This is a genomic window from Streptomyces sp. NPDC004111, assembly GCF_042874215.1.
GTDB lineage: Bacteria > Actinomycetota > Actinomycetes > Streptomycetales > Streptomycetaceae > Streptomyces.
Window position 1 is genome coordinate 23,787 of sequence record NZ_JBIAMU010000017.1, and the last position, 18,203, is coordinate 41,989.

The window sequence follows — 18,203 nt, forward strand, 5'->3', positions numbered from 1 at the left end:
GGAAGTACGGAGGGCAGTGCCTGGGCGCGGGTACTGCCCTCCGTGCTGCCCGGGGAGGACCGGCCTGCGGTGCCGGGAGGACCGGTCGGCGACACCCGGAGTACGGGCCGGGCCCGCGGGCCGGGACCAAGGGCCCGTACGGGCCGGGACCTTCGTCCCCGCTTGACCCGGTCGGCTCACTTTTCCCCCGGGGCACGGTTTCGACGGCGTGTTCGGGGAAAGCCGGAGAGAGCCCCGGCCACCGCCGGGGTGCTTTTCGCACGGAGGTTGAAACAGTGGGCATCATCGCTTGGATCCTGATCGGACTGCTGGCCGGAGCCATCGCGAAGGCTCTGATGCCGGGCAAGGACCCGGGTGGGTGTCTGATCACCATGCTGATCGGCATCGTGGGCGGTCTGCTGGGCGGGTGGCTCGGCAAGGTGATCTTCGGGGTCCAGTCCATCAACGGCTTCTTCTCGCTGTCGACGTGGATCGCCGCGATCGTGGGTTCGATCATCGTGCTGACCCTCTACCGGCTGGTCAGCGGGCGCAGGGGCTGAGCGCACCGGAAGGGCCCGGTTCCGCACCCCTCGAAGGGGTGCGGAACCGGGCCCTTCGCCATGCGGGCACAGCTGCCGGGGGTGCGGAGCTGTCACCCGTTCAGGTGGCGCGGCACGGTGTTCCGTACGCCCAGGCGGGCCGTCAACTCTCCCTCTTATCGGATCACTTGGCGTGGCCCGGCGGGTTTCCGCGCCGCCGCCACGCGTGCGGGCCGCGCCCCGCCTGCACGGTGCGGAGCGGTCGGATGGGCATGATGTGCGATTCCGGTTGCCCGACCGTCCGGGAGGACGCCTTGCACCTTTCCGCCACCAGGACGGGGGGCGTCGCGGCGTCCGCCGCCCTCCTGCTGCTCCTCGCCCCGCTCTCGTACGCCACTGCCGCGCAGGAACCGCCGCCGGAGGGTGCGCCCCAGAGCGGTCTGCAGAAGGAGTTCGCCGCTGCCGCCGCCGAGTACCGGGTGCCGCCGAGCGTGCTGCTGGGGGTGTCCTACCTCCAGTCGCGCTGGGACACGCACGCCGGTGTGCCGAGCGTGAGCGGCGGGTACGGACCGATGCACCTGACCGACGCGCGCACCAGGTCCCCCCGGCTCGCCCCGGGCGACGGGCTGGTCGGACAGGCGGCCACACTGACCGGGCTTTCGGTCGAACGGCTGCGCACCGACCCGGCGGCCAATGTGCGCGGCGGGGCGGCGCTGCTGGCCGCCGCCCAGCGGAAGCTGGGCCGGGAGCCGAGCGCGGACCCGGCCGACTGGTACGGGGCGGTCGCCGGGTTCTCCGACACCGACGACCCGGCGGCGGCCAAGGCGTACGCGGACGAGGTGTACTCGGTGATCCGCACGGGCGAGCGGCGCACCACCGACAGCGGCGACGCCCTCGTCCTGCCCGCCGCCCCTTCGGTCGTCCCGCCCGCGGCCGGTCCGCCCGCCGCCCCCGGCGCCCAGGCCGCGCCGGCCGCCGCCCGCACCGCGCCGCCCGGGACGAAGGACCCGGAGAACCCGGTCCCGCGTCCGGCCGAGTGTCCCCTCTCGCTGTCCTGCTCCTGGGTTCCGGCCCCGTACCAGAAGATCGCGGGCAGCAAGGACGACGACTACGGCAACCACGACCTCGCGAACCGCCCCGACGACTCGGACATCGACTACATCGTGGTGCACGACACCGAGGGGTACTGGGATCCCGCGCTGGACGCGGTGCAGGACCCCACGGGCGTGTCCTGGCACTACACGCTGCGCCCGTCGGACGGGGCGGTCGCCCAGCACGTACCGCTGAAGGACGTCGCCTGGCACGCCGGGAACTGGTACACCAACGCGAAGTCGATCGGCCTGGAGCACCAGGGCTTCCTGACCGCGCCGGACGCCTGGTACACGGAGGCGGTGTACCGGTCCTCGGCCCGGCTGGTGCGGTATCTCGCCGCGAAGTACGACATCCCGCTGGACCGGCAGCACATCATCGGCCACGACAACGTGCCCGGCGCGATCCCCGACGCGGTGCGCGGCATGCACACCGACCCCGGCCCGTACTGGGACTGGGCGCACTACTTCGAACTGCTGGGCCGCCCCTTCACCGCGACGGCGGGCCCCGACGCCACGGCGGTCACCATCCGCCCGGACTACCCGGAGCACCGGCCGGCGTACACCGGCTGCAAGAAGAAGCCCGCGACCGACCCGTGCCCCGAGCACGGTTCCGGTGCGGTCCGGCTGCACACCGCGCCGGATCCGGCCGCACCGCTGGTCAAGGACATCGGTCTGCGTCCCGGCGGCCAGGACTCGACGACCGGGGTGAACGACCTGGGTGCGCGGGCCTCGACCGGCCAGAGCTTCGCGGTGGCGCAGCGGCGGGGCGACTGGACGGCGATCTGGTACCTCGGGCAGCAGGCCTGGTTCCACGACCCGGCGGACCGGCACACGGCCGTCGGCACCCAGGCCGCGCTGGCCACTCCGCGCGAGGGGCTCGGCGACATCCCGGTGTACGGCAGGGCGTACCCGGAGGCGTCCGCGTACCCGGCGGGCGTGCCCGTCCAGCCGGTGGTGCCGCTGAAGTACCGGATCCCGGCCGGGCAGTCGTACGTCGTCGGGGAGCGCACGCCCGGTGAGTACTTCTACGCGGCGGAGTACGGGAAGCCGGGACGGGTGGTGCGCGGCAAGGAGATCTACTACGAGATCCAGTACGGGCACCGCATCGGCTATGTGAAGGCGTCCGACGTGCGGGTGTCCGGGGGGCCGGTGGACTGACCGGCGCCCCGGCGGACCGGCCGGTACGGGGACCGGCCGGTGGGGGTGGCGGGGCCTAGCCCTGGAACATCTCCGCGGGCAGCGGCTTCAGGAGCGCGTACAGGTCGTCGGTGATCGGCCGGTCCCAACTGGCGATGGTCACCAGGACGTTGTCGCTGCGGTCGAACTGCACGCAGGAGATCCGGCTCTCGGAGAGCTTGAGGCGGCGCACGATCAGCAGGTTGTCGCCCTGCATGACGGGCACGTCCTCGGTGGAGACGACCTCGACCTCCTCCTCGTTCTCCAGTGCCAGGAGGAGCTGGGCGACCTCGAAGGGGACCTGGCCGTCGGCGAGGTCGCGGGCCGGGGATCCCTCGGGCAGGTTCCCGATGATCATCGCGGGGCCGCGCCCGCCGAACAGGTCGTACCGGAGGAACACGCCCTGGCAGCTGCCGTCGGGGGCGGGCAGCAGACCGGCCCCGAGGTTGCCCGGCCAGTCGCCCGGGTCCATGGCGAGGACGTCGAATTCCGGGCCCGCAGGCGTGGCGGAGGGGCGGCGGCGGAGGAAGGACATGCCGACATGGTACGTGGCCGGGGCGGGCCGCGGAAAAGCGGAGGGCCCTTCCCGCCCGCCCCTCCCACGCCTCAGGTGCGCGTGGGTCCCGGGGTGATCCGATGCCCCTCCCCCGCGGCGGCGCGGACGAGGAGGACGGCGAGCTCGTCGGGGCCGGAGAGCATCGGGTAGTGGCCGCTCGCGAGCTCGAAGAAGGCGGTGTCCGGGTCGGCCAGTTCCTGGAAGCGGGGGTCGCCGGAGGCGACGAGGGCCTCGATCGCGGCGATCGACACGCGGCCCTGCCGGGTGCAGAGGATGCCGGTGAGCGGCGGTAGGGCGGGGGGCGTGGTGGGGTCGCCGGTGTCCCCCGCGGTCCAGTGCGCGGGCTGGGCGAGGGTGGCGAGCGGCTGGGGGGCGGCGAACTGTTCCAGGCGCTTGAGGGCTTCGTCGCCGACGCCGTCGAACGAGCCCCAGAGCAGGGTGTCGGTGAGGTCGGGCACCGGAAGCCGCCAGCCGTCGTGGTCGGCGGCCCGCCGCAGGATGCGTTCGCGCCAGGCGGGGTCCGGGATCTGGTCGAGCACGGATTCGCCCTCCGTGGGCACGGGGGCGTCCAGGAGGACGAGCCGGGAGACGCGGCCGGGGCGGCGGAGGGCGGCACCGAAGGCGGGGTGGGCGCCGTAGCTGTGGCCGACGAGGACGCAGTCGGGGCTGTCCAGGTGGTCGATGACCTGGACGACGTCCTCGGTGTGGGTGCTCAGGTTCGTTGCCGGGGTGGCGAGGTGGCGGCGGTCGCCGAGGCCGGTGAGGGTGAGGGCGTCGGCGTCGTGGCCGTGGCGGCGGAGGGCGCGGAGGGTGTCGCGCCAGATCCAGCTGCCGGTGTAGCCGCCGTGGACGAGGAGGAAGTGGGTCATCGGGGCTCCTTTGGGCGGGAGTCGGGGGGGGAGGCGGGGGGGTGGGCGCGGCGGGGGTACGGGGTGGGGGCGTCCGGGGTGGGGTGGGCGGGTCCGCCGGGGTGGGCGGGGGTGGGGGTTCGGCTCCGCCGGGGGCCGCCCCCTTGCCCGCCCGTTCCGCCCCCGGGGGGCGGCACCGCCGCCCAAGGGGGCGGGGGCGAGAGGGGCGGGGCCGGCGCCCGAGGGGGTGGCGGGGGCTGGCGTTCGAGGGGGTTGGGAGGGGTCAGGGGGTGAGGGAGGTGGGGAGGCCGGTGGGGCCGGTGCCGAGTTTTCGGTAGACGGAGGACAGCAGGCGGGTCACCTCGTTCTCGTCGGTGCCGAGGGCCGCGGCGACGGCCGCCGTCGCCTCGCCGCGTACCGTCAGCTCGGCCGCCGTGCGCTCCCGCCCGGTCAGCGTCTCGCTGTCCGCGTCGGCGTCTCTGAGCCGTCGCGGTCGCAGTCCCGCCGCCGCGAGTTCCTCCCGCGCCTGGGCCGCCAGGCCGTCGGCCCCGCACTGGAGCGCTCCTTCCAGGCCCCGGTACAGCAGGGCGGCGGCCTCCTTGGCCCGGTCGGTGCGCCGCAGTTCCCGCCCCAGCGCCACCCACGACACGGCCAGTTCGTGGGCGGCCGGTGACGCCTCCAGGCAGGTCACCGACTCCTCCAGCAGCTTCACCCGCTCGGCCGTCCCCGGCGTGACCTCGGCCGCCACCCGCAGCGCCTGGCCGATCGCGGCGGGGGTGCCCGTCCGGCGGGCCCTGGCGACGGCCTCGTACGCCGTCGCCACGGCCGTTGCGGGTGCGTCGTGGTGCTGGGCGCGCGCGAGGTGCAGCTGCCAGGGGCACCACCACGGGTTGCGGATGCCCTTGGCCTCCATCCGGCTTCCCACAGCGGTGAGTTCGGCCCTGGCCTCGCGGTGCCGGCCCTGGGCGAGGAGCAGCTCCCCGTACACGGTCTGCGAGTCGGGGAAGGTGACGGCGGCGGGGAAGGGCTCGTGGAAGCCGTAGTCCCGGACGACGTCCGCGGCCTCGTCGACGCGTCCGCGCGCCAGCAGCACTTCCACCAGGGCACCGGCGCCGTACCACTGGACGGGGGTGCGTTCCCCAGTGCGTTCGGCGAGCCGTACTCCGGCGCGGACGAAGTCCTCGGCCTCGGCGAGTCTGCCGCGCCGCAGTCTGATGCAGCCGAGGAGGGTGTACGCGAAGGAGAGGTGCGCGCCGCGCCAGCCCTGCCGCTCGAACTCGGCGATGCCGGGGGCGAAGAGTTCCTCGGCGCGGCCGGGCCGGTCGGCGTACAGGAAGACGAGTGCGGACAGGACCGGCACTTCGAAGCCGCGGGTGTCGTCGGCCCAGCTCAGGCCGCCCGCGAGGGCGCGTTCGGCGTGCCGGACCGCGACCTCGGCGTCCTCGCCGCGCAGGGTGGCGTCCCAGGCGCGCAGCCCGATGACGTACCGCTCGGTGACGTCGCGGCCGGTGAGGCGGTCCGCGAGGCGGGCGAGCCGGCGGGAGCGGGCGGGCGGGTCGGGCTCGTCGACCCGGAAGGCGTCCCACATGAACTTCTCCGCGCGCATCCGCAGCCGGGTCCGGGCGTCGGTGGCGGTGCGTGCCTCGTGGGCGAGGGTGTCGCAGGCCTCGGCGAGGCGGTCGCTGTGGGCGAGTACCTGGGAGAGGCGGTAGACGATGCCCTGGCGGAGCTCGGGGTCGGCGATGGGCTCCGCGAGGGCGGCCCGCAGGTGGTTCACGGTGGTGGCGGGTTCGGTGAGGAGCGAGGCGCAGCCCAACTCGTAGAGCACGGCGGCCCGTTCGTCCGGCGGCGGGGGTTCGCGCAGGGCGCGGGCGAGGGAGCGCCGGGCGGCCTCGGGGGCTCCGGCGCGCAGGGTCTCCCGGGCGGCGGCGCGCAGCTGGCGGACGGTCCACGGGTCGGCGTCGGGGTGGGTCTCCTCAAGGTGGCGGGCGGCGGCCACCGGGCCGAGTCCGGCGTTGACCACGCACCAGGCGGCCTGCCCGTGCAGGGCGACGCGGAAGGCGTCGGGGATGGCCCGGTAGACGGCGGTGGCGATGAGCGGGTGGACGAACTCCAGTGTTCCGCCGGGGACTTCGGGTCCGGTGAGGATGCGGGCCTCGCGGAGCCGGTCGGTCGCGTCGGCGGCGGCCTCGGTGCCGAGTCCCGCGAGGTCGGCGGCGAGTTCGGGGACTATCTCGGTACCGAGGACGGCACAGGCCCAGGCGTGGCGGACGGTAGCGGCGCCGAGCCGCTCCAGCCGGGCGACGAGACCGCTGCCCTTGACGGCGGCGGCGATGTCGCGGACCAGGTGGACACCGTCGGCGGTGGGCCGCAGTCCGCGCTCCCGGCACTTCGCGGCCAGCTCGACCGTCTCGAAGGGGTTGCCGCCGGTGACGGACCAGCAGGCGCGGCAGAACGCGTCGTCGGCATTGGGGCCGAGCCATTCGCGGACGACGCGTGCGGTGGCGGCCGGGGTGAGGGGTTCGAGCCCGAGGGGCCGGTGCCCGGCACGTCCGGGCAGGGACCTCAACTGGGCCGCCTGTTCGGGGAGTTCCTCGGGCCGGTAGGCGACCACGAGGAGCATCGGGAGGTCCTCGACGCGCGGGGCGAACGCGGCGAGCCAGCTCAGCGACTCGGGGTCGGCCCAGTGGGCGTCGTCGACGACGACCACGAGCGGGGCGCGCCGCAGGGCGAGGTGGGTGAGCACCCAGTCGAGTCCGTCGCGCAGCCCCTGCGGGTCGGGGGGCGCGCCGGGGGCGGAGGTGCACAGGCCGAGGGCGGGGCCCACGATGTCGTACCAACTGCCGAGCCGGGTGCGGAGTTCGGTGGCGGACTCGCGGGCCAGCCGGGGCTGGAGGAGCTGGCGGGCGACGTGGAAGGCGACGGCCCGCTCCTGGTTTCCGCCGCGCCCCGACAGTACGGTGCAGCCCTGCGCGGCGGCCCGTCGGCGGACCTCCGCGAGGAGTGTCGTCTTGCCGAGTCCGGCGTGTCCGGCCACGGCGAGGAGTCCGCCGCGCGGTGGTCCGTCCGGTGCCCCGCCGGTTTTGGTGAGTGCGGTCAACGCGGCTTCGACCGTGGCGAGTTGGTCCTCGCGCTCGAACATCCGGCGTCCGGTCGTACCGGATCTGCGCGCCATGGTGCCACCCCCTGGCTCCGGGTGATGAGCCCGGCGCGAGGTGCGTCGGCACGGTCACGACCGGAGGCGTTCCAGCATATGCCCGGGGGTCGCGGGGCGGAACGCGAACGCTCCCCGGGGGGTCGGGTTACGGCCGTTCAGCCGTCGGCGCGCAGCAGCCCTCGTACGTAGGCGGCCTGACCGGCGTGCTGGAGGTCGTCGGACAGGACGCTGACCAGTCGCACGCCCAGGGTCACCGGCGGGTTCCAGCCCTTGTCCACGACCCGGTCGAGGTCGTCGTCGCCGACCGTGGCCACGAAGGCGAGGGTGCGCTCCCGCACGGCGTCGTGGTAGCCGATCAGTTCGGCCGCGCCCGGTACCCGTACGGACGCCATCTGTGCGGCGGTGTGCCCGTAGCCGGTGTCGGCGGTCTCCAGTGGCAGGCCGAAGCGGTCGGCCCAGCCGTCCTCGGTCCACGCCTGTTCGCGTCCGGCGACCTCGCTGACGTGGTCGTCCTGGACGCGGGTGAGGTGCCAGACCAGCCAGCCGACGGTGTTGGCCCCGGTCCGGGACTGCCACGACAGGTCTTCGGCGGTCAGCCCGTCGACGGTTTCGCGGACCACCTCCCCGATCCGCCCGAAGCCCTCGGTGAGCAGGTCGTGGGTACGCATCGCAGCCTCCGTCGGTCCGGTGGGGACGGCCGGGGCCGGCCGCCCTCACCCCTCAGGTTAGATCGAAGGCACCATTGCGGGCATTGAGGACGAATGCCCGCCACTCGGCCGGGTTGAAGATCAGGGAGGGCCCGCCGGGGCTTCCCGCGTGGCGCATCGCGATGAACCCCTCCACGAAGGCGACCTGCGCACCGCCGGTCCCCCGGCCGCTGGACTGCCAGTCCGCGTTGCTGAGATCGAGTTCCGGCTTGGCCCAGCCGACCGGCCCGTGCTGCGTGCTCGTCGCCACGTCGCGCTCCTCCCGTTGCGTCGTCGTTCCCGAGCCACAGTAGCGAGCGCGCCCGGTGACCGACAGGCCGCGGCGGGGGTCGCCGGCGGCCGGGGCGGCCCGGTGGCGGGGCGCCCCGCGGCGTAGGGTGACGCGGGGCTCCGTCGTCGGGGCCCGCCGGGGAGCGGGGGCACGTGATGGGCATGGACGCGGCGGCGAGGGCCGGTTGGTGGGACGGTCTGCCCGCCGGCATTCGCGAGCAGATCGACGGCTACGTCCTCCAGGACTCCTTCATGGTCGCGGTGAAGGCCGTCCTGGACATCGGCCGCGTTCCGCACGGCATCGGGATCGACACCGCCCAGCTGATCGTCAACGACCGGTTCGAGCGGCACGCGGACCGGATCGCCCGCAGCCCGCGGAGCCCGCTCGACCTGGCGTCACTGGCCCGTCGCGCGGCGGGGGCCGCGGGCCGTGTGGTGGCGGTCGAGGCGGTCTGGGACGGTGACACCGTGCACGACTGGTTCGTGGAACTGCTGGCCGTCACCGCCGGCCCGGACGGCCGGACGCACCTGGCGACGGTCCACCACGCGACGGCCCGCGCGTTCCTCGGCGCCGACGCCCGCGACACGGCCCGACGGCCCTCGGCGGTGGCCGCCGAACGGGCCGGACGCGCGCTGGCCGCCCACCTCGCGGTGCCCTTCCACTTCGCGAGCCCGGACGTCCCGGACGACAACGCCCCGCGCCGGCGCCCCTGACCGGAGCGCCGCGGCGGGCACCGCGCGCGTCCGCCTCAGCGCGTCGGCTGCTGCGAGCCCACCACCCACATCGCGAAGAACTGGGAGCCGCCGCCGTAGGCGTGGCCCAGGGCCGTGCGGGCTCCGGGCACCTGGTGCTCGCCCGCGCGCCCGCGGACCTGGAGGGCGGCCTCGGCGAAGCGGATCATGCCGGAGGCGCCGATGGGGTTGGTGGAGAGCACGCCTCCCGAGGGGTTGACGGGGAGGTCGCCGTCGAGTTCGGTGACGCCCGCCTCGGTGAGCTTCCAGCCCTCGCCCTCGCCCGCGAAGCCGAGGTTCTCCAGCCACATCGGCTCGTACCAGGAGAACGGGACGTACATCTCGACCGCGTCGACCTGCCGTCGCGGGTCGGTGATGCCGGCCTGGCGGTAGACGTCGGCGGCGCAGTCCTTGCCGGCCTGTGGGGAGACGGAGTCCTTGCCCGCGAAGAGGGTGGGTTCGCTGCGCATGGCGCCGCCGTGCACCCAGGCCGGCGGGTGCGGGGAGCGGGCCGCGCCGGCCCGGTCGGTGAGGACCATGGCGCAGGCGCCGTCCGAGGAGGGGCAGGTCTCGGAGTAGCGGATGGGGTCCCAGAGCATGGGGGCCGACTGGACCTTCTCCAGGGTGAGGGTGGGGTCCTGGAGGTGGGCGTAGGGGTTCTTCAGCGCGTTGCGGCGGTCCTTGTACGCGACGAGGGAACCGATGGTGTCGGGGGCTCCGGTGCGGCGCATGTACGCGCGGACGTGCGGGGCGAAGAAGCCGCCCGCCCCGGCGAGCAGCGGCTGCTGGAAGGGGACCGGCAGCGAGAGGCCCCACATGGCGTTGGACTCGGACTGCTTCTCGAAGGCGAGGGTGAGCACGGTGCCGTGGACGCGGGCCGCGACGAGGTTCGCGGCGACCAGGGCGGTGGAGCCGCCGACGGATCCGGCGGTGTGGACGCGCAGCATGGGTTTGCCGACGGCGCCGAGCGCGTCGGCGAGGTAGAGCTCCGGCATCATGACGCCCTCGAAGAAGTCGGGGGCCTTGCCGATCACGACCGCGTCGATGTCCGCCCAGGTCAGTTCGGCGTCCGCGAGGGCGCGGGCGGCGGCCTCGCGGACCAGTCCCGCGATGGACACGTCGTGGCGGGCGGCGACGTGCTTGGTCTGGCCGATGCCGACGACCGCGACCGGTTCCTTGCCGCTCCCCCGGCCGATCCCGGCACCGCTCGGCTGCTCACTCATCGCGCTCTCCCTCCAGGACGGCTACGAGGTTCTGCTGAAGGCACGGGCCGGACGTCGCGTGTGCCAGGGCCCGGTGGGACTCGCCGCGGTGGATGCGGGCGGCGGCCTCGCCGATCCGGATCAGCCCGGCGGCCATGACGGGGTTGGCGGCGAGCGCGCCCCCGGACGGGTTGACCCGCACGTCCGCGCCGAGGTGCAGGGCCTTGCGCAGCACGACCTCCTGCGAGCTGAACGGGGCGTGCAGTTCGGCGGTGTCGACGGGGCTCTCGAAGGCTCCCGCCCGCTCCGCGGCCAGCCTCGTGGACGGCGAGTCGGTGAGGTCGCGCACGCCGAGGCTGTGCGCCTCGATGCGGTGGTCCATGCCGCGGATCCAGGCGGGCCGCTCGCACAGTTCGCGGGCCCGGTCCCCGGCGGCGAGGATCACGGCCGCGGCGCCGTCGCCGATCGGCGGGCAGTCGCCGGTGCGCAGGGGGCGGACCAGGTAGTCACCGGAGGGCACGTCGCCGCGCAGCTGGGCGTGCGGGTTCCCGGCGGCGTCGGTGCGGCTGCGGGCCGCGACCCCGGCGAGCGCGGGTTCGTCCGTGTCGCCCGCGTCGATGAGCGCCTGGGCCTGGAGCGCGGCCAGCGACACGGAGTCCGGCCAGAGCGGGGCGAGGTAGTACGGGTCGAGCTGGCGGGTCAGGACGTCGCGGACCTCGCCGGGCGAGGACTTGCCGTACGCGTAGACGAGCGCGGTGTCCGCCTCCCCGGTGAGGATCTTCACCCAGGCCTCGTACAGCGCCCAGGCGCCGTCCGTCTCCACGTGGGACTCGGAGATCGGCGGCCAGGCGCCGACCCCGTCCAGGGCCATGGTGAAGGAGAAGGCACGGCCCGCGAGGTAGTCGCTGGAGCCGGAGCAGGTGAAGCCGATGTCGCTGGTGCGCAGGCCGGTGTCGGCGAGGACCTTGTGCAGGACGGGCATCAGCATCTCGACCTCGGAGAGGTCGTCGCTGCGGCGGCGGTGGTCGGTCTGGGCGAACGCGACGACGGCCACGTCGCGTGCCGGGCGCAGGGGGCGCGCGCCGGACGCCGGGGCCGCTTCGGGCTGCTGTCCCATCTCAGATCAGCTCCTTGTACGCGTCGTAGTCGGCGTCCGGTTCGCCGGTGGGGCGGTAGTGGTCGGGGTAGCGGCCGTCCCCGGCCCAGACGGGTGTCACGCGCAGTCCCATCCGGACCTGGTCGTAGGGGATGCCGGCGATGCGTCCGTGCAGGGCGAGGTCGGCGCCGTCCAGGGCGATGTGCGCGTAGACGTACGGCACTTCGATGTCGAGGTTGCGGGCCTTGATGTTGACGATGCAGAAGGTGGTGACGGTGCCGTGCGGGCCGACCTCGACCTGTTCGTCGGTGGCGACGCCGCAGGTGGGGCAGGCGCCGCGCGGCGGGACGTAGACCTTGCGGCAGGAGGGGCAGCGTTCGCCGACGGTGCGGTGGTCGGCCAGTGCGGTGAGGTAGTCGGTGGGGGCGCGGCCGGGGCTGTAGGTGTAGTCGAGGCGGGCGGGGACGGTGAGGAGGGTGACCATGTCCGCGAACCGGCCGGGGTGGGGGGCGGGCACGTGGTCCTGGGCGCTCCCGTCGCCGTCGGGGTCCTCGTACGGCTCGAAGCAGGCGATGTCGGTGATCGCTCCGGTGCGTTCCTCGGCCCACCGGATCCGGACCCGCATACCGGTCCTGACCTGTTCGGGGCCGTCCGCGTCGAGTGCGTGCAGCAGCGCGGTGCCGGCCCCGTCGAGCTTGACGAGCACCCAGGCGAAGGGGGTGTCCAGGGGCTGGAAGCGGCGGGGGGCGGGGTTCCACGCCCAGGTGGTGACCGTGCCGGTGGGGGCGACTTCGACGAGGTCGCGGACCTCCTCGGCGGTGCGGGGGTCGTACTCGGTGGGCGGCACCAGCACCTGTCCGTCGGCCGCGCGTACGCCGAGGACGGTGCGGTGGCGCAGTCCGGTGAGGAAGGCGGACTGGACGGGGCCCAGCGAGCGGGTGAAGGGGAATTCGACGGTGAGGGGGGCCCGCAGGGGTGCGGAGGGGGCGGTGGCCATGGGCGGAACTCCGATTCCGGGTGGCGGGGGCGGGATGGGGTGAGGAGGTGCGGCCGGGGGCCGTCCGTGGTCGGGCGGGCCGTCAGCGGCGGCGGTAGACCGGGTCCCGTTTCTCCGCGAACGCCTTCGCCCCCTCCTTGGCGTCGTCCGTGTCGAAGACGGGCCAGCCCCGCTTCAGCTCGGCGGCCAGGCCCTCCGTCTCGCCGGTCTCCGCCGCCTCGTAGACCGAAGCCTTGACCGCCTCGACGGCCAACGGGCCGCAGGCGTTGATGAGTTCGGCGATTTCGAGGGCCTTGTCCAGGGCCGTTCCGTCCGGGACCACATGGCCGATCAGTCCGATCCGGGCCGCCTCCCGCGCGTCGTACGGGCGTCCCGTCAGCAGCATCTCCAGTGCGTGCGTCCGGGCGATCTGGCGGGGCAGGCGGACCGTGGAGCCGCCGATGGGGAACAGGCCCCGGCGCACCTCGAAGAGGCCGAAGGTCGCCGACTCGCCCGCGACGCGGATGTCCGTGCCCTGGAGGATCTCGGTGCCGCCCGCCACGCAGTGGCCCTCGACCGCCGCGATCACCGGTTTCCTGGGCCGGTGGTGCCGCAGCATGGCCTTCCAGTGCAGGTCGGGGTCGGCCTTGAGCCGTGCGCGGTACGTGTCGTCGTCGCCCATGGTCCGGCTGCCGGCCAGTGCCTTGAGGTCCATCCCGGCACAGAAACTGCCGCCCGCCCCGGTGAGCACGATCGACCGGACGGAGTCGTCCTCGTCCGCCGCCACCCAGCCGTCGTACAGCCCGACCAGCATCGGCAGCGAGAGAGCGTTCTTCGCCTCCGGCCTGTTCAGGGTGAGCACCAGTGTGGCGCCCTCGCGCCGCACGCCGAGATGTTCCGTACCAGCGGACATGACCGTCCTCCCGTCGTGGGACCTGCCGTCGGACCTGGAACAGGTTGCAGGAGAGCCGTCACCACTTCAAGAGTTTTCTGACAGTCAGTCAGATTTCTTCGGCGCACACCCTTCCCACTTGAAGCCGCCTTTGCTGTGATGTCCGGCACGCCCGCGGCACAGCAACCGGGCGGCAGCCAACCGGGGTTCAGGAGGAACGGTGGAGTACAACCTTGCCGACCTGTTCGAGTCGGTCGTCGACGTGGTCCCGGACCGCGAGGCACTCGTGTACATCGACCACCCCGGCACCGGCGCGGAGCGGCGCCTCACCTACGCCGAACTCGACGCCGCCGCGAACCGGATCGCCCACCACCTCGCCGACGCGGGCATCCGGCCCGGCGAGCACCTGGGCCTGCACCTCTACAACGGCATCGAGTACCTGCAGACCGTGCTCGGCTGCCTCAAGGCACGCGTCGTCCCGGTGAACGTCAACTACCGCTATGTCGAAGAGGAGTTGGTGTACCTCTACCGAGACGCGGACCTGGCCGCGCTGATCTTCGACGCCGAGTTCACCGAGCGGGTCGCGGCGGCCGTGCCGCAGACGGAGAAGCTGCGGCACCTGGTCCGGGTCGGCACCCCGCCGGCCGGCGCGCCGCCGCTGGAGTGCGTCGCCTTCACGGACGCCGAGGCCGCGGCGTCGCCGGAGCGGGGCTTCGCGCCCCGCTCGCCCGACGACCTGTTCATCATCTACACGGGCGGCACCACCGGGATGCCCAAGGGGGTGATGTGGCGTCAGGAGGACCTGTTCTTCGCCGGGCTGTTCGGCGGCGAGCCGACCGGCGAACCGGTGAAGCGTCCCGAGGAACTGGCCGAGCGGGTCGCCGCGGGCGGTGCGGGGCTGACCTTCTTCCCCACTCCCCCGCTGATGCACGGCACCTCCACGCTCACCTCGTTCATCGCCTTCAACTACGGGCAGCGCGTGGTGATCCACCGCAAGTACGTGCCCGAGGAGGTGCTCCGCACGATCGAGAAGGAGAAGGTCTCCAGCGTCTCCCTGGTGGGCGACGCGATGCTGCGCCCGCTGGTCGACGCGCTGCACGGACCGCTGCGGGGCACCGACCTCTCGTCGCTGTTCAGCGTCTCCTCGTCCGGCGCGATCATGTCGGACACGGTCCGGGCGCAGTTCCAGGAACTGGTGCCCAACGTCATGCTGCTGAACAACTTCGGCTCCTCGGAGTCGGGTTCCAACGGAAAGGCCACCGACGACTCCGGCCCGGAGAAGGGCTTCCGGCTGGAGGTCAACGAGCGGACCCTGGTGGTCGACCCGGCCACCCACGAGCAGGTCCCGGTCGGCGAGGTGGGGCGGCTCGCCCAGCGCGGCCACGTGCCGCTCGGCTACTACAACGACCCGCGGAAGACCGCCGAGACCTTCTTCACCCGCGACGGCCAGCGCTGGGTGCTGCTGGGCGACATGGCGACCGTGGACGCCGACGGGATCGTGACCGTCCTCGGCCGCGGTTCGCAGTGCATCAACACCGGGGGCGAGAAGGTCTACCCCGAAGAGGTCGAGCAGGCGCTGAAATCGCACCCCGACGTGTACGACGCGCTGGTCGCCGGGGTCCCGGACGCCAGATGGGGCAACCGGGTGGCCGCCGTGGTGCAGCTGCGCGACGGGGCGGGCGAACCAGACCTGACGGCCATTCAGGAGCACTGCCGCACCCGGCTCGCCGGGTACAAGATCCCCCGGAAGCTGGTGATCACGGACCGGATACGGCGCTCCCCGAGCGGCAAGGCGGACTACCGCTGGGCGAAGGCCGCCGCCGCGCAGGGCGAGCAGCAGGGCGAATAGCGGCCGGCCGGGCGCGCGGCGGCCGTCCGTGGCACGGGGCGGGACGGGACGTGCCACGGGGACGGGGCGCGCCACGGGGGCTGGGCGCGCCACGGAAATCACCCCCGCAGCAGCACCCGCATCGCCCTGCCGAACACCACCCGCCCCGCCCTCGCCAGCAGCGGGTCGCACGCCCGGGGCAGCCCCCGCACCCGCAGGTCCTCCGTCCACACCACCCGCGCCCCGCTCCCGCCGTCCGGCTCCTCCCGCACGTCGATCTCCGCCCAGCCCGTCACCACCCCGCCGTGCTTCTCCAGCCGGCAGTGGTACGGGGGCTCCCAGACGACCACCTCCATCGGGTCGTCGAAGCCGAGCCGCCCGATGCCGGTGCGGGCCACGAAGCGGGTGCCCCGGTGGGTCGGGGGCTCGGTGGTGACGGTGATACGGGTGAAGGGCACCTGGGCGGCGTGCCGTTCCCAGGCGGTGAGCCTGCGCCAGGCTTCGGCGGGGGCGAGGTGCGTACGGGCTGCGATACGGAAGAGGGCCACGGGACGACTGTACGAAGACGTCGGCGGGTCCGGGCGCGGGAAATGCCGGGCCGGGGCGGACGGCTGCGCAGGCCCCGCCGGATTCCCGTGCAGGAAATGCCGCACCGGGGCAGGCGTTGCAGGATGGAACGCATGCTCCTTGAGACCCTCGCCCGCGTCTCGCGGGACGTCGCCGCCACCTCCGCGCGCTCGAAGAAGACGGCGCTGCTCGCGGAGCTGTTCCGGGCCGCCGCGCCCGAGGACGTCCCGGTCGTCGTCCCCTATCTCTCCGGCAGGCTCCCGCAGGGCCGGATCGGTATCGGCTGGAACCTGCTGCGCGATGCGGTGCCGCCGGCCGGGACCGCGACGCTCACCGTTGCCGGGGTCGACGAGGCACTCACCCGGTTCGCGGCCGTCTCCGGGCCCGGCTCCCGGGCCGAGCGGGCCCGGCTGGTGCGGGAGCTGATGGCGGCGGCGACCGAGGAGGAGCAGCACTTCCTGGTGGGCCTGCTCACCGGCGAGGTCCGCCAGGGGGCGCTGGACGCGCTGGCCGCGGAGGGGCTCGCCGCGGCGGCGGGAGCGGCTCCCGCGGACGTGCGGCGGGCGGTGATGCTCGGCGGTTCGCTGACCGCGGTGGGCCGGGCGCTGCTGGCCGAGGGGCCCGGCGCGCTCGACGGGTTCGCGCTGCGGGTGGGGCGGGCGGTGCCGCCGATGCTGGCGAGTCCGGGCAGGACCCTCGACGAGGCGCTGGCGAAGCTGGGGCCGTGCGCGGTGGAGGAGAAGCTGGACGGCATCCGGGTGCAGGTGCACCGGGACGGCCCCGAGGTGCGGGTGTTCACCCGGACCCTGGAGGAGGTCACCGACCGCATCCCCGAACTGGTCGAGCTGGCAAGGGAGTTGCCCGGTGACGGGTTCGTGCTGGACGGCGAGGTGATCGCCTTCGGGGCGGACGGCCGGCCGCTCCCCTTCCAGGACGTGGCGGGCCGGGTGGGTTCCCGGGTGGACGTCGCGGCGGCCCGGGAGGCGCTGCCGCTGTCCCCGGTGTTCTTCGACGTGCTGGCCGTCGGCGGCGCGTCCGTGCTGGACCTTCCCTACCGGGAGCGGCGGCTGCGACTGGAGGAGCTGGTCCCGCGGACGCTGCGCGTGCGGCGCGCCGGTGAGGGGGCGACGGCGGCGCGCGACTTCCTGGCGCGGACCCTGGAGCGGGGACACGAGGGAGTGGTGCTGAAGGCGCTGGACGCCCCGTACCAGGCGGGCCGGCGCGGCGCCTCGTGGCTGAAGGTGAAGCCGGTGCACACCCTGGACCTGGTGGTGCTGGCAGCCGAGTGGGGGCACGGGCGGCGGACCGGGAAGCTGTCCAACCTGCATCTGGGGGCGCTGCGGCCGGACGGCTCGTTCGCCATGCTCGGCAAGACGTTCAAGGGGCTGACCGACGCGATGCTGGAGTGGCAGACCGAACGGCTGCGGGAGCTGGCGGTGTCCGAGGACGGTTACACGGTGCACGTGCGGCCGGAACTGGTGGTGGAGATCGCCTTCGACGGGATCCAGCGCTCGACCCGTTACCCGGAGGGCGTGACGCTGCGGTTCGCGCGGGTGGTGCGTCACCGGGAGGACAAGCGCGCCGCGGACGCCAACACGGTCGCCGACGTACTCGCGTCCGGGCCGTTGCGGGCGGACGATTGATCCCATGCACACGCACCAGCGTCTCTCCGCAGCGGCAGCCCTCGGCGCCGCGCTCCTGCTCGCCTCCTCGACCGCCGCCCTCGCCCACACCCCGTCCCCCCGGGCAGGGGCCCCGCTGCCGCGCTGCGCGGAGCGCGACCTGTCCGTGCACGTGGCCGCCGCGCCCACCCCGGACGTGCTGAAAATCCGGTTCACCAACAACGGTCCGCGCGCCTGCACGGTGGACCGCATCCCCACCGTCACGTTCGGCGACCTGGACGGGGCGGCCCGCCCGGAGCCCCCGGTCGGCAGCGCCCCGTACACGGTGAGGTCGGGGGCCTCGGCGTACGCCACGGTCCGTACGGTGCTCGCGCCGCCCACCCCCGCCGACGTGCGGACCGTGCGCGACATCGTGGTGGCGGCGGACCCCGCGCACCACGGAAAGCGGGTCACCGCGGCTCAGCTGGGACTGCCGAAGGGGGTCAGGGTCTACGACCCGGTGACCTCGCTGTGGGGGCCGGCGGCACCCAGCGCGCGCTGACCCGGGGGGTCCGGGCGCCCGCCGGGCGCCGCCGGTGGCCGACGCCGGGTCAGCGCCCGGCGTCCCGCCCCACCTTGGCCGCCCACAGCACCAGGGGCACCTGGAGCGGGATGCGCGCATAGGCGCCCGCTTTCAGGGCTGTGGGCCTGTCGCGCCAGTCGTGCGCCATCTTGAAGTGCGCGGGGAGGATGCCCGCGAAGTACCCGGCCGTCGCCAGCGCGCCCACCCTCCTGGTCTGCGGGACGGCCACGGCGGCGGCCAGCAGCATTTCGGCGACGCCGCTGGCGTGCGTCCAGGTGCGCTGCCGGCCCGGCAGGAACTCCGGGACCATCCGGTCGAACAGCCGGGGCGCCACCACGTGGGCGGCGCCCGCTCCGGCGAGCAGGCCGGCGAGCAGGCGGGCGGGTCGGTCGTTGGCGGTCAA

Annotated in this window: 17 protein-coding genes; 6 read left to right on the forward strand and 11 right to left on the reverse strand. The window is 74.2% G+C overall.

Annotated features, from left to right (window positions below; translation table 11 throughout):
* Positions 1 to 275: 275 nt before the first annotated feature.
* Together ACFYVL_RS29880 and ACFYVL_RS29885 are read left to right on the forward strand one after the other, a co-directional pair.
* The gene (locus ACFYVL_RS29880; protein WP_389250268.1) at positions 276 to 539 is read left to right on the forward strand and encodes a GlsB/YeaQ/YmgE family stress response membrane protein; all 264 of its coding nucleotides are present in this window, start codon (positions 276 to 278) and stop codon (positions 537 to 539) included.
* Between the two features lie 293 nt (positions 540 to 832).
* Positions 833 to 2,767, forward strand: a complete 1,935-nt coding sequence (locus tag ACFYVL_RS29885) for an N-acetylmuramoyl-L-alanine amidase (RefSeq protein WP_389250270.1) — start codon at positions 833 to 835, stop codon at positions 2,765 to 2,767.
* A gap of 55 nt (positions 2,768 to 2,822) precedes the next feature.
* Here the strand turns inward: ACFYVL_RS29885 and ACFYVL_RS29890 are convergent, their stop codons facing one another.
* From ACFYVL_RS29890 to ACFYVL_RS29910, 5 genes are all read right to left on the reverse strand, one after another.
* The gene (locus tag ACFYVL_RS29890) at positions 2,823 to 3,320 is read right to left on the reverse strand and encodes a hypothetical protein (RefSeq protein ID WP_389250271.1); all 498 of its coding nucleotides are present in this window, start codon (positions 3,318 to 3,320) and stop codon (positions 2,823 to 2,825) included.
* Between the two features lie 71 nt (positions 3,321 to 3,391).
* Positions 3,392 to 4,210 carry an alpha/beta fold hydrolase gene (locus ACFYVL_RS29895; protein WP_389250273.1) on the reverse strand — a complete coding sequence of 273 codons (819 nt, stop codon included), beginning with the start codon at positions 4,208 to 4,210 and terminating at the stop codon, positions 3,392 to 3,394.
* A gap of 262 nt (positions 4,211 to 4,472) precedes the next feature.
* Positions 4,473 to 7,364 (reverse strand): ATP-binding protein, encoded by a 2,892-nt coding sequence (locus tag ACFYVL_RS29900; protein ID WP_389250275.1) that lies wholly within the window; start codon positions 7,362 to 7,364, stop codon positions 4,473 to 4,475.
* Between the two features lie 137 nt (positions 7,365 to 7,501).
* Positions 7,502 to 8,014, reverse strand: coding sequence for a DUF664 domain-containing protein (locus ACFYVL_RS29905; protein WP_389250278.1), 513 nt, complete (start codon positions 8,012 to 8,014; stop codon positions 7,502 to 7,504).
* Positions 8,015 to 8,066: 52 nt separating this feature from the next.
* Positions 8,067 to 8,303 carry a DUF397 domain-containing protein gene (locus ACFYVL_RS29910; RefSeq protein WP_389250280.1) on the reverse strand — a complete coding sequence of 79 codons (237 nt, stop codon included), beginning with the start codon at positions 8,301 to 8,303 and terminating at the stop codon, positions 8,067 to 8,069.
* A gap of 176 nt (positions 8,304 to 8,479) precedes the next feature.
* Here ACFYVL_RS29910 and ACFYVL_RS29915 point away from each other — a divergent pair, with 176 nt between their 5' ends.
* Positions 8,480 to 9,037, forward strand: a complete 558-nt coding sequence (locus tag ACFYVL_RS29915) for a hypothetical protein (protein ID WP_389250673.1) — start codon at positions 8,480 to 8,482, stop codon at positions 9,035 to 9,037.
* Positions 9,038 to 9,072: 35 nt separating this feature from the next.
* Here the strand turns inward: ACFYVL_RS29915 and ACFYVL_RS29920 are convergent, their stop codons facing one another.
* The 4 genes from ACFYVL_RS29920 to ACFYVL_RS29935 form a co-directional block, all read right to left on the reverse strand.
* Entirely contained in the window at positions 9,073 to 10,278 is a 1,206-nt protein-coding gene (locus tag ACFYVL_RS29920; protein ID WP_389250282.1) for a thiolase domain-containing protein, read from the reverse strand.
* Positions 10,271 to 11,374, reverse strand: a complete 1,104-nt coding sequence (locus ACFYVL_RS29925; RefSeq protein ID WP_389250284.1) for a thiolase domain-containing protein — start codon at positions 11,372 to 11,374, stop codon at positions 10,271 to 10,273. The genes ACFYVL_RS29920 and ACFYVL_RS29925 overlap by 8 nt, the downstream gene beginning before the upstream one ends.
* Before the next feature lies 1 nt (position 11,375).
* Positions 11,376 to 12,350 carry a Zn-ribbon domain-containing OB-fold protein gene (locus ACFYVL_RS29930; RefSeq protein ID WP_389250286.1) on the reverse strand — a complete coding sequence of 325 codons (975 nt, stop codon included), beginning with the start codon at positions 12,348 to 12,350 and terminating at the stop codon, positions 11,376 to 11,378.
* Positions 12,351 to 12,432: 82 nt separating this feature from the next.
* Positions 12,433 to 13,242 carry a crotonase/enoyl-CoA hydratase family protein gene (locus tag ACFYVL_RS29935; RefSeq protein WP_389250288.1) on the reverse strand — a complete coding sequence of 270 codons (810 nt, stop codon included), beginning with the start codon at positions 13,240 to 13,242 and terminating at the stop codon, positions 12,433 to 12,435.
* A gap of 199 nt (positions 13,243 to 13,441) precedes the next feature.
* On the opposite strand from ACFYVL_RS29935, the gene ACFYVL_RS29940 reads away from it, so the two are divergent.
* Entirely contained in the window at positions 13,442 to 15,070 is a 1,629-nt protein-coding gene (locus ACFYVL_RS29940) for an acyl-CoA synthetase (protein WP_389250290.1), read from the forward strand.
* Positions 15,071 to 15,168: 98 nt separating this feature from the next.
* On the opposite strand, the gene ACFYVL_RS29945 is transcribed toward ACFYVL_RS29940, so the two are convergent.
* On the reverse strand, positions 15,169 to 15,597 hold the full coding sequence (locus tag ACFYVL_RS29945; protein ID WP_389250292.1) for an SRPBCC family protein: 429 nt from the start codon (positions 15,595 to 15,597) through the stop codon (positions 15,169 to 15,171).
* Positions 15,598 to 15,729: 132 nt separating this feature from the next.
* Here ACFYVL_RS29945 and ACFYVL_RS29950 point away from each other — a divergent pair, with 132 nt between their 5' ends.
* Together ACFYVL_RS29950 and ACFYVL_RS29955 are read left to right on the forward strand one after the other, a co-directional pair.
* Positions 15,730 to 17,259 (forward strand): ATP-dependent DNA ligase, encoded by a 1,530-nt coding sequence (locus ACFYVL_RS29950; RefSeq protein ID WP_389250294.1) that lies wholly within the window; start codon positions 15,730 to 15,732, stop codon positions 17,257 to 17,259.
* Positions 17,260 to 17,263: 4 nt separating this feature from the next.
* On the forward strand, positions 17,264 to 17,779 hold the full coding sequence (locus ACFYVL_RS29955) for a DUF4232 domain-containing protein (RefSeq protein ID WP_389250296.1): 516 nt from the start codon (positions 17,264 to 17,266) through the stop codon (positions 17,777 to 17,779).
* 49 nt (positions 17,780 to 17,828) lie between these two features.
* Here ACFYVL_RS29955 and ACFYVL_RS29960 read toward each other — a convergent pair whose 3' ends face one another.
* On the reverse strand, positions 17,829 to 18,203 hold the full coding sequence (locus tag ACFYVL_RS29960; protein WP_389250298.1) for a hypothetical protein: 375 nt from the start codon (positions 18,201 to 18,203) through the stop codon (positions 17,829 to 17,831).

Bases quoted from the DNA above. Each gene is read 5' to 3' on its own strand.
- ACFYVL_RS29890 (WP_389250271.1), bottom strand. From the start codon at position 3,320: ATGTCCTTCCTCCGCCGCCGCCCCTCCGCCACGCCTGCGGGCCCGGAA.
- ACFYVL_RS29895 (WP_389250273.1), bottom strand. From the start codon at position 4,210: ATGACCCACTTCCTCCTCGTCCACGGCGGCTACACCGGCAGCTGGATC.
- ACFYVL_RS29900 (WP_389250275.1), bottom strand. From the start codon at position 7,364: ATGGCGCGCAGATCCGGTACGACCGGACGCCGGATGTTCGAGCGCGAG.
- ACFYVL_RS29905 (WP_389250278.1), bottom strand. From the start codon at position 8,014: ATGCGTACCCACGACCTGCTCACCGAGGGCTTCGGGCGGATCGGGGAG.
- ACFYVL_RS29915 (WP_389250673.1), top strand. From the start codon at position 8,480: ATGGGCATGGACGCGGCGGCGAGGGCCGGTTGGTGGGACGGTCTGCCC.
- ACFYVL_RS29920 (WP_389250282.1), bottom strand. From the start codon at position 10,278: ATGAGTGAGCAGCCGAGCGGTGCCGGGATCGGCCGGGGGAGCGGCAAG.
- ACFYVL_RS29925 (WP_389250284.1), bottom strand. From the start codon at position 11,374: ATGGGACAGCAGCCCGAAGCGGCCCCGGCGTCCGGCGCGCGCCCCCTG.
- ACFYVL_RS29930 (WP_389250286.1), bottom strand. From the start codon at position 12,350: ATGGCCACCGCCCCCTCCGCACCCCTGCGGGCCCCCCTCACCGTCGAA.
- ACFYVL_RS29935 (WP_389250288.1), bottom strand. From the start codon at position 13,242: ATGTCCGCTGGTACGGAACATCTCGGCGTGCGGCGCGAGGGCGCCACA.
- ACFYVL_RS29950 (WP_389250294.1), top strand. From the start codon at position 15,730: ATGCTCCTTGAGACCCTCGCCCGCGTCTCGCGGGACGTCGCCGCCACC.
- ACFYVL_RS29955 (WP_389250296.1), top strand. From the start codon at position 17,264: ATGCACACGCACCAGCGTCTCTCCGCAGCGGCAGCCCTCGGCGCCGCG.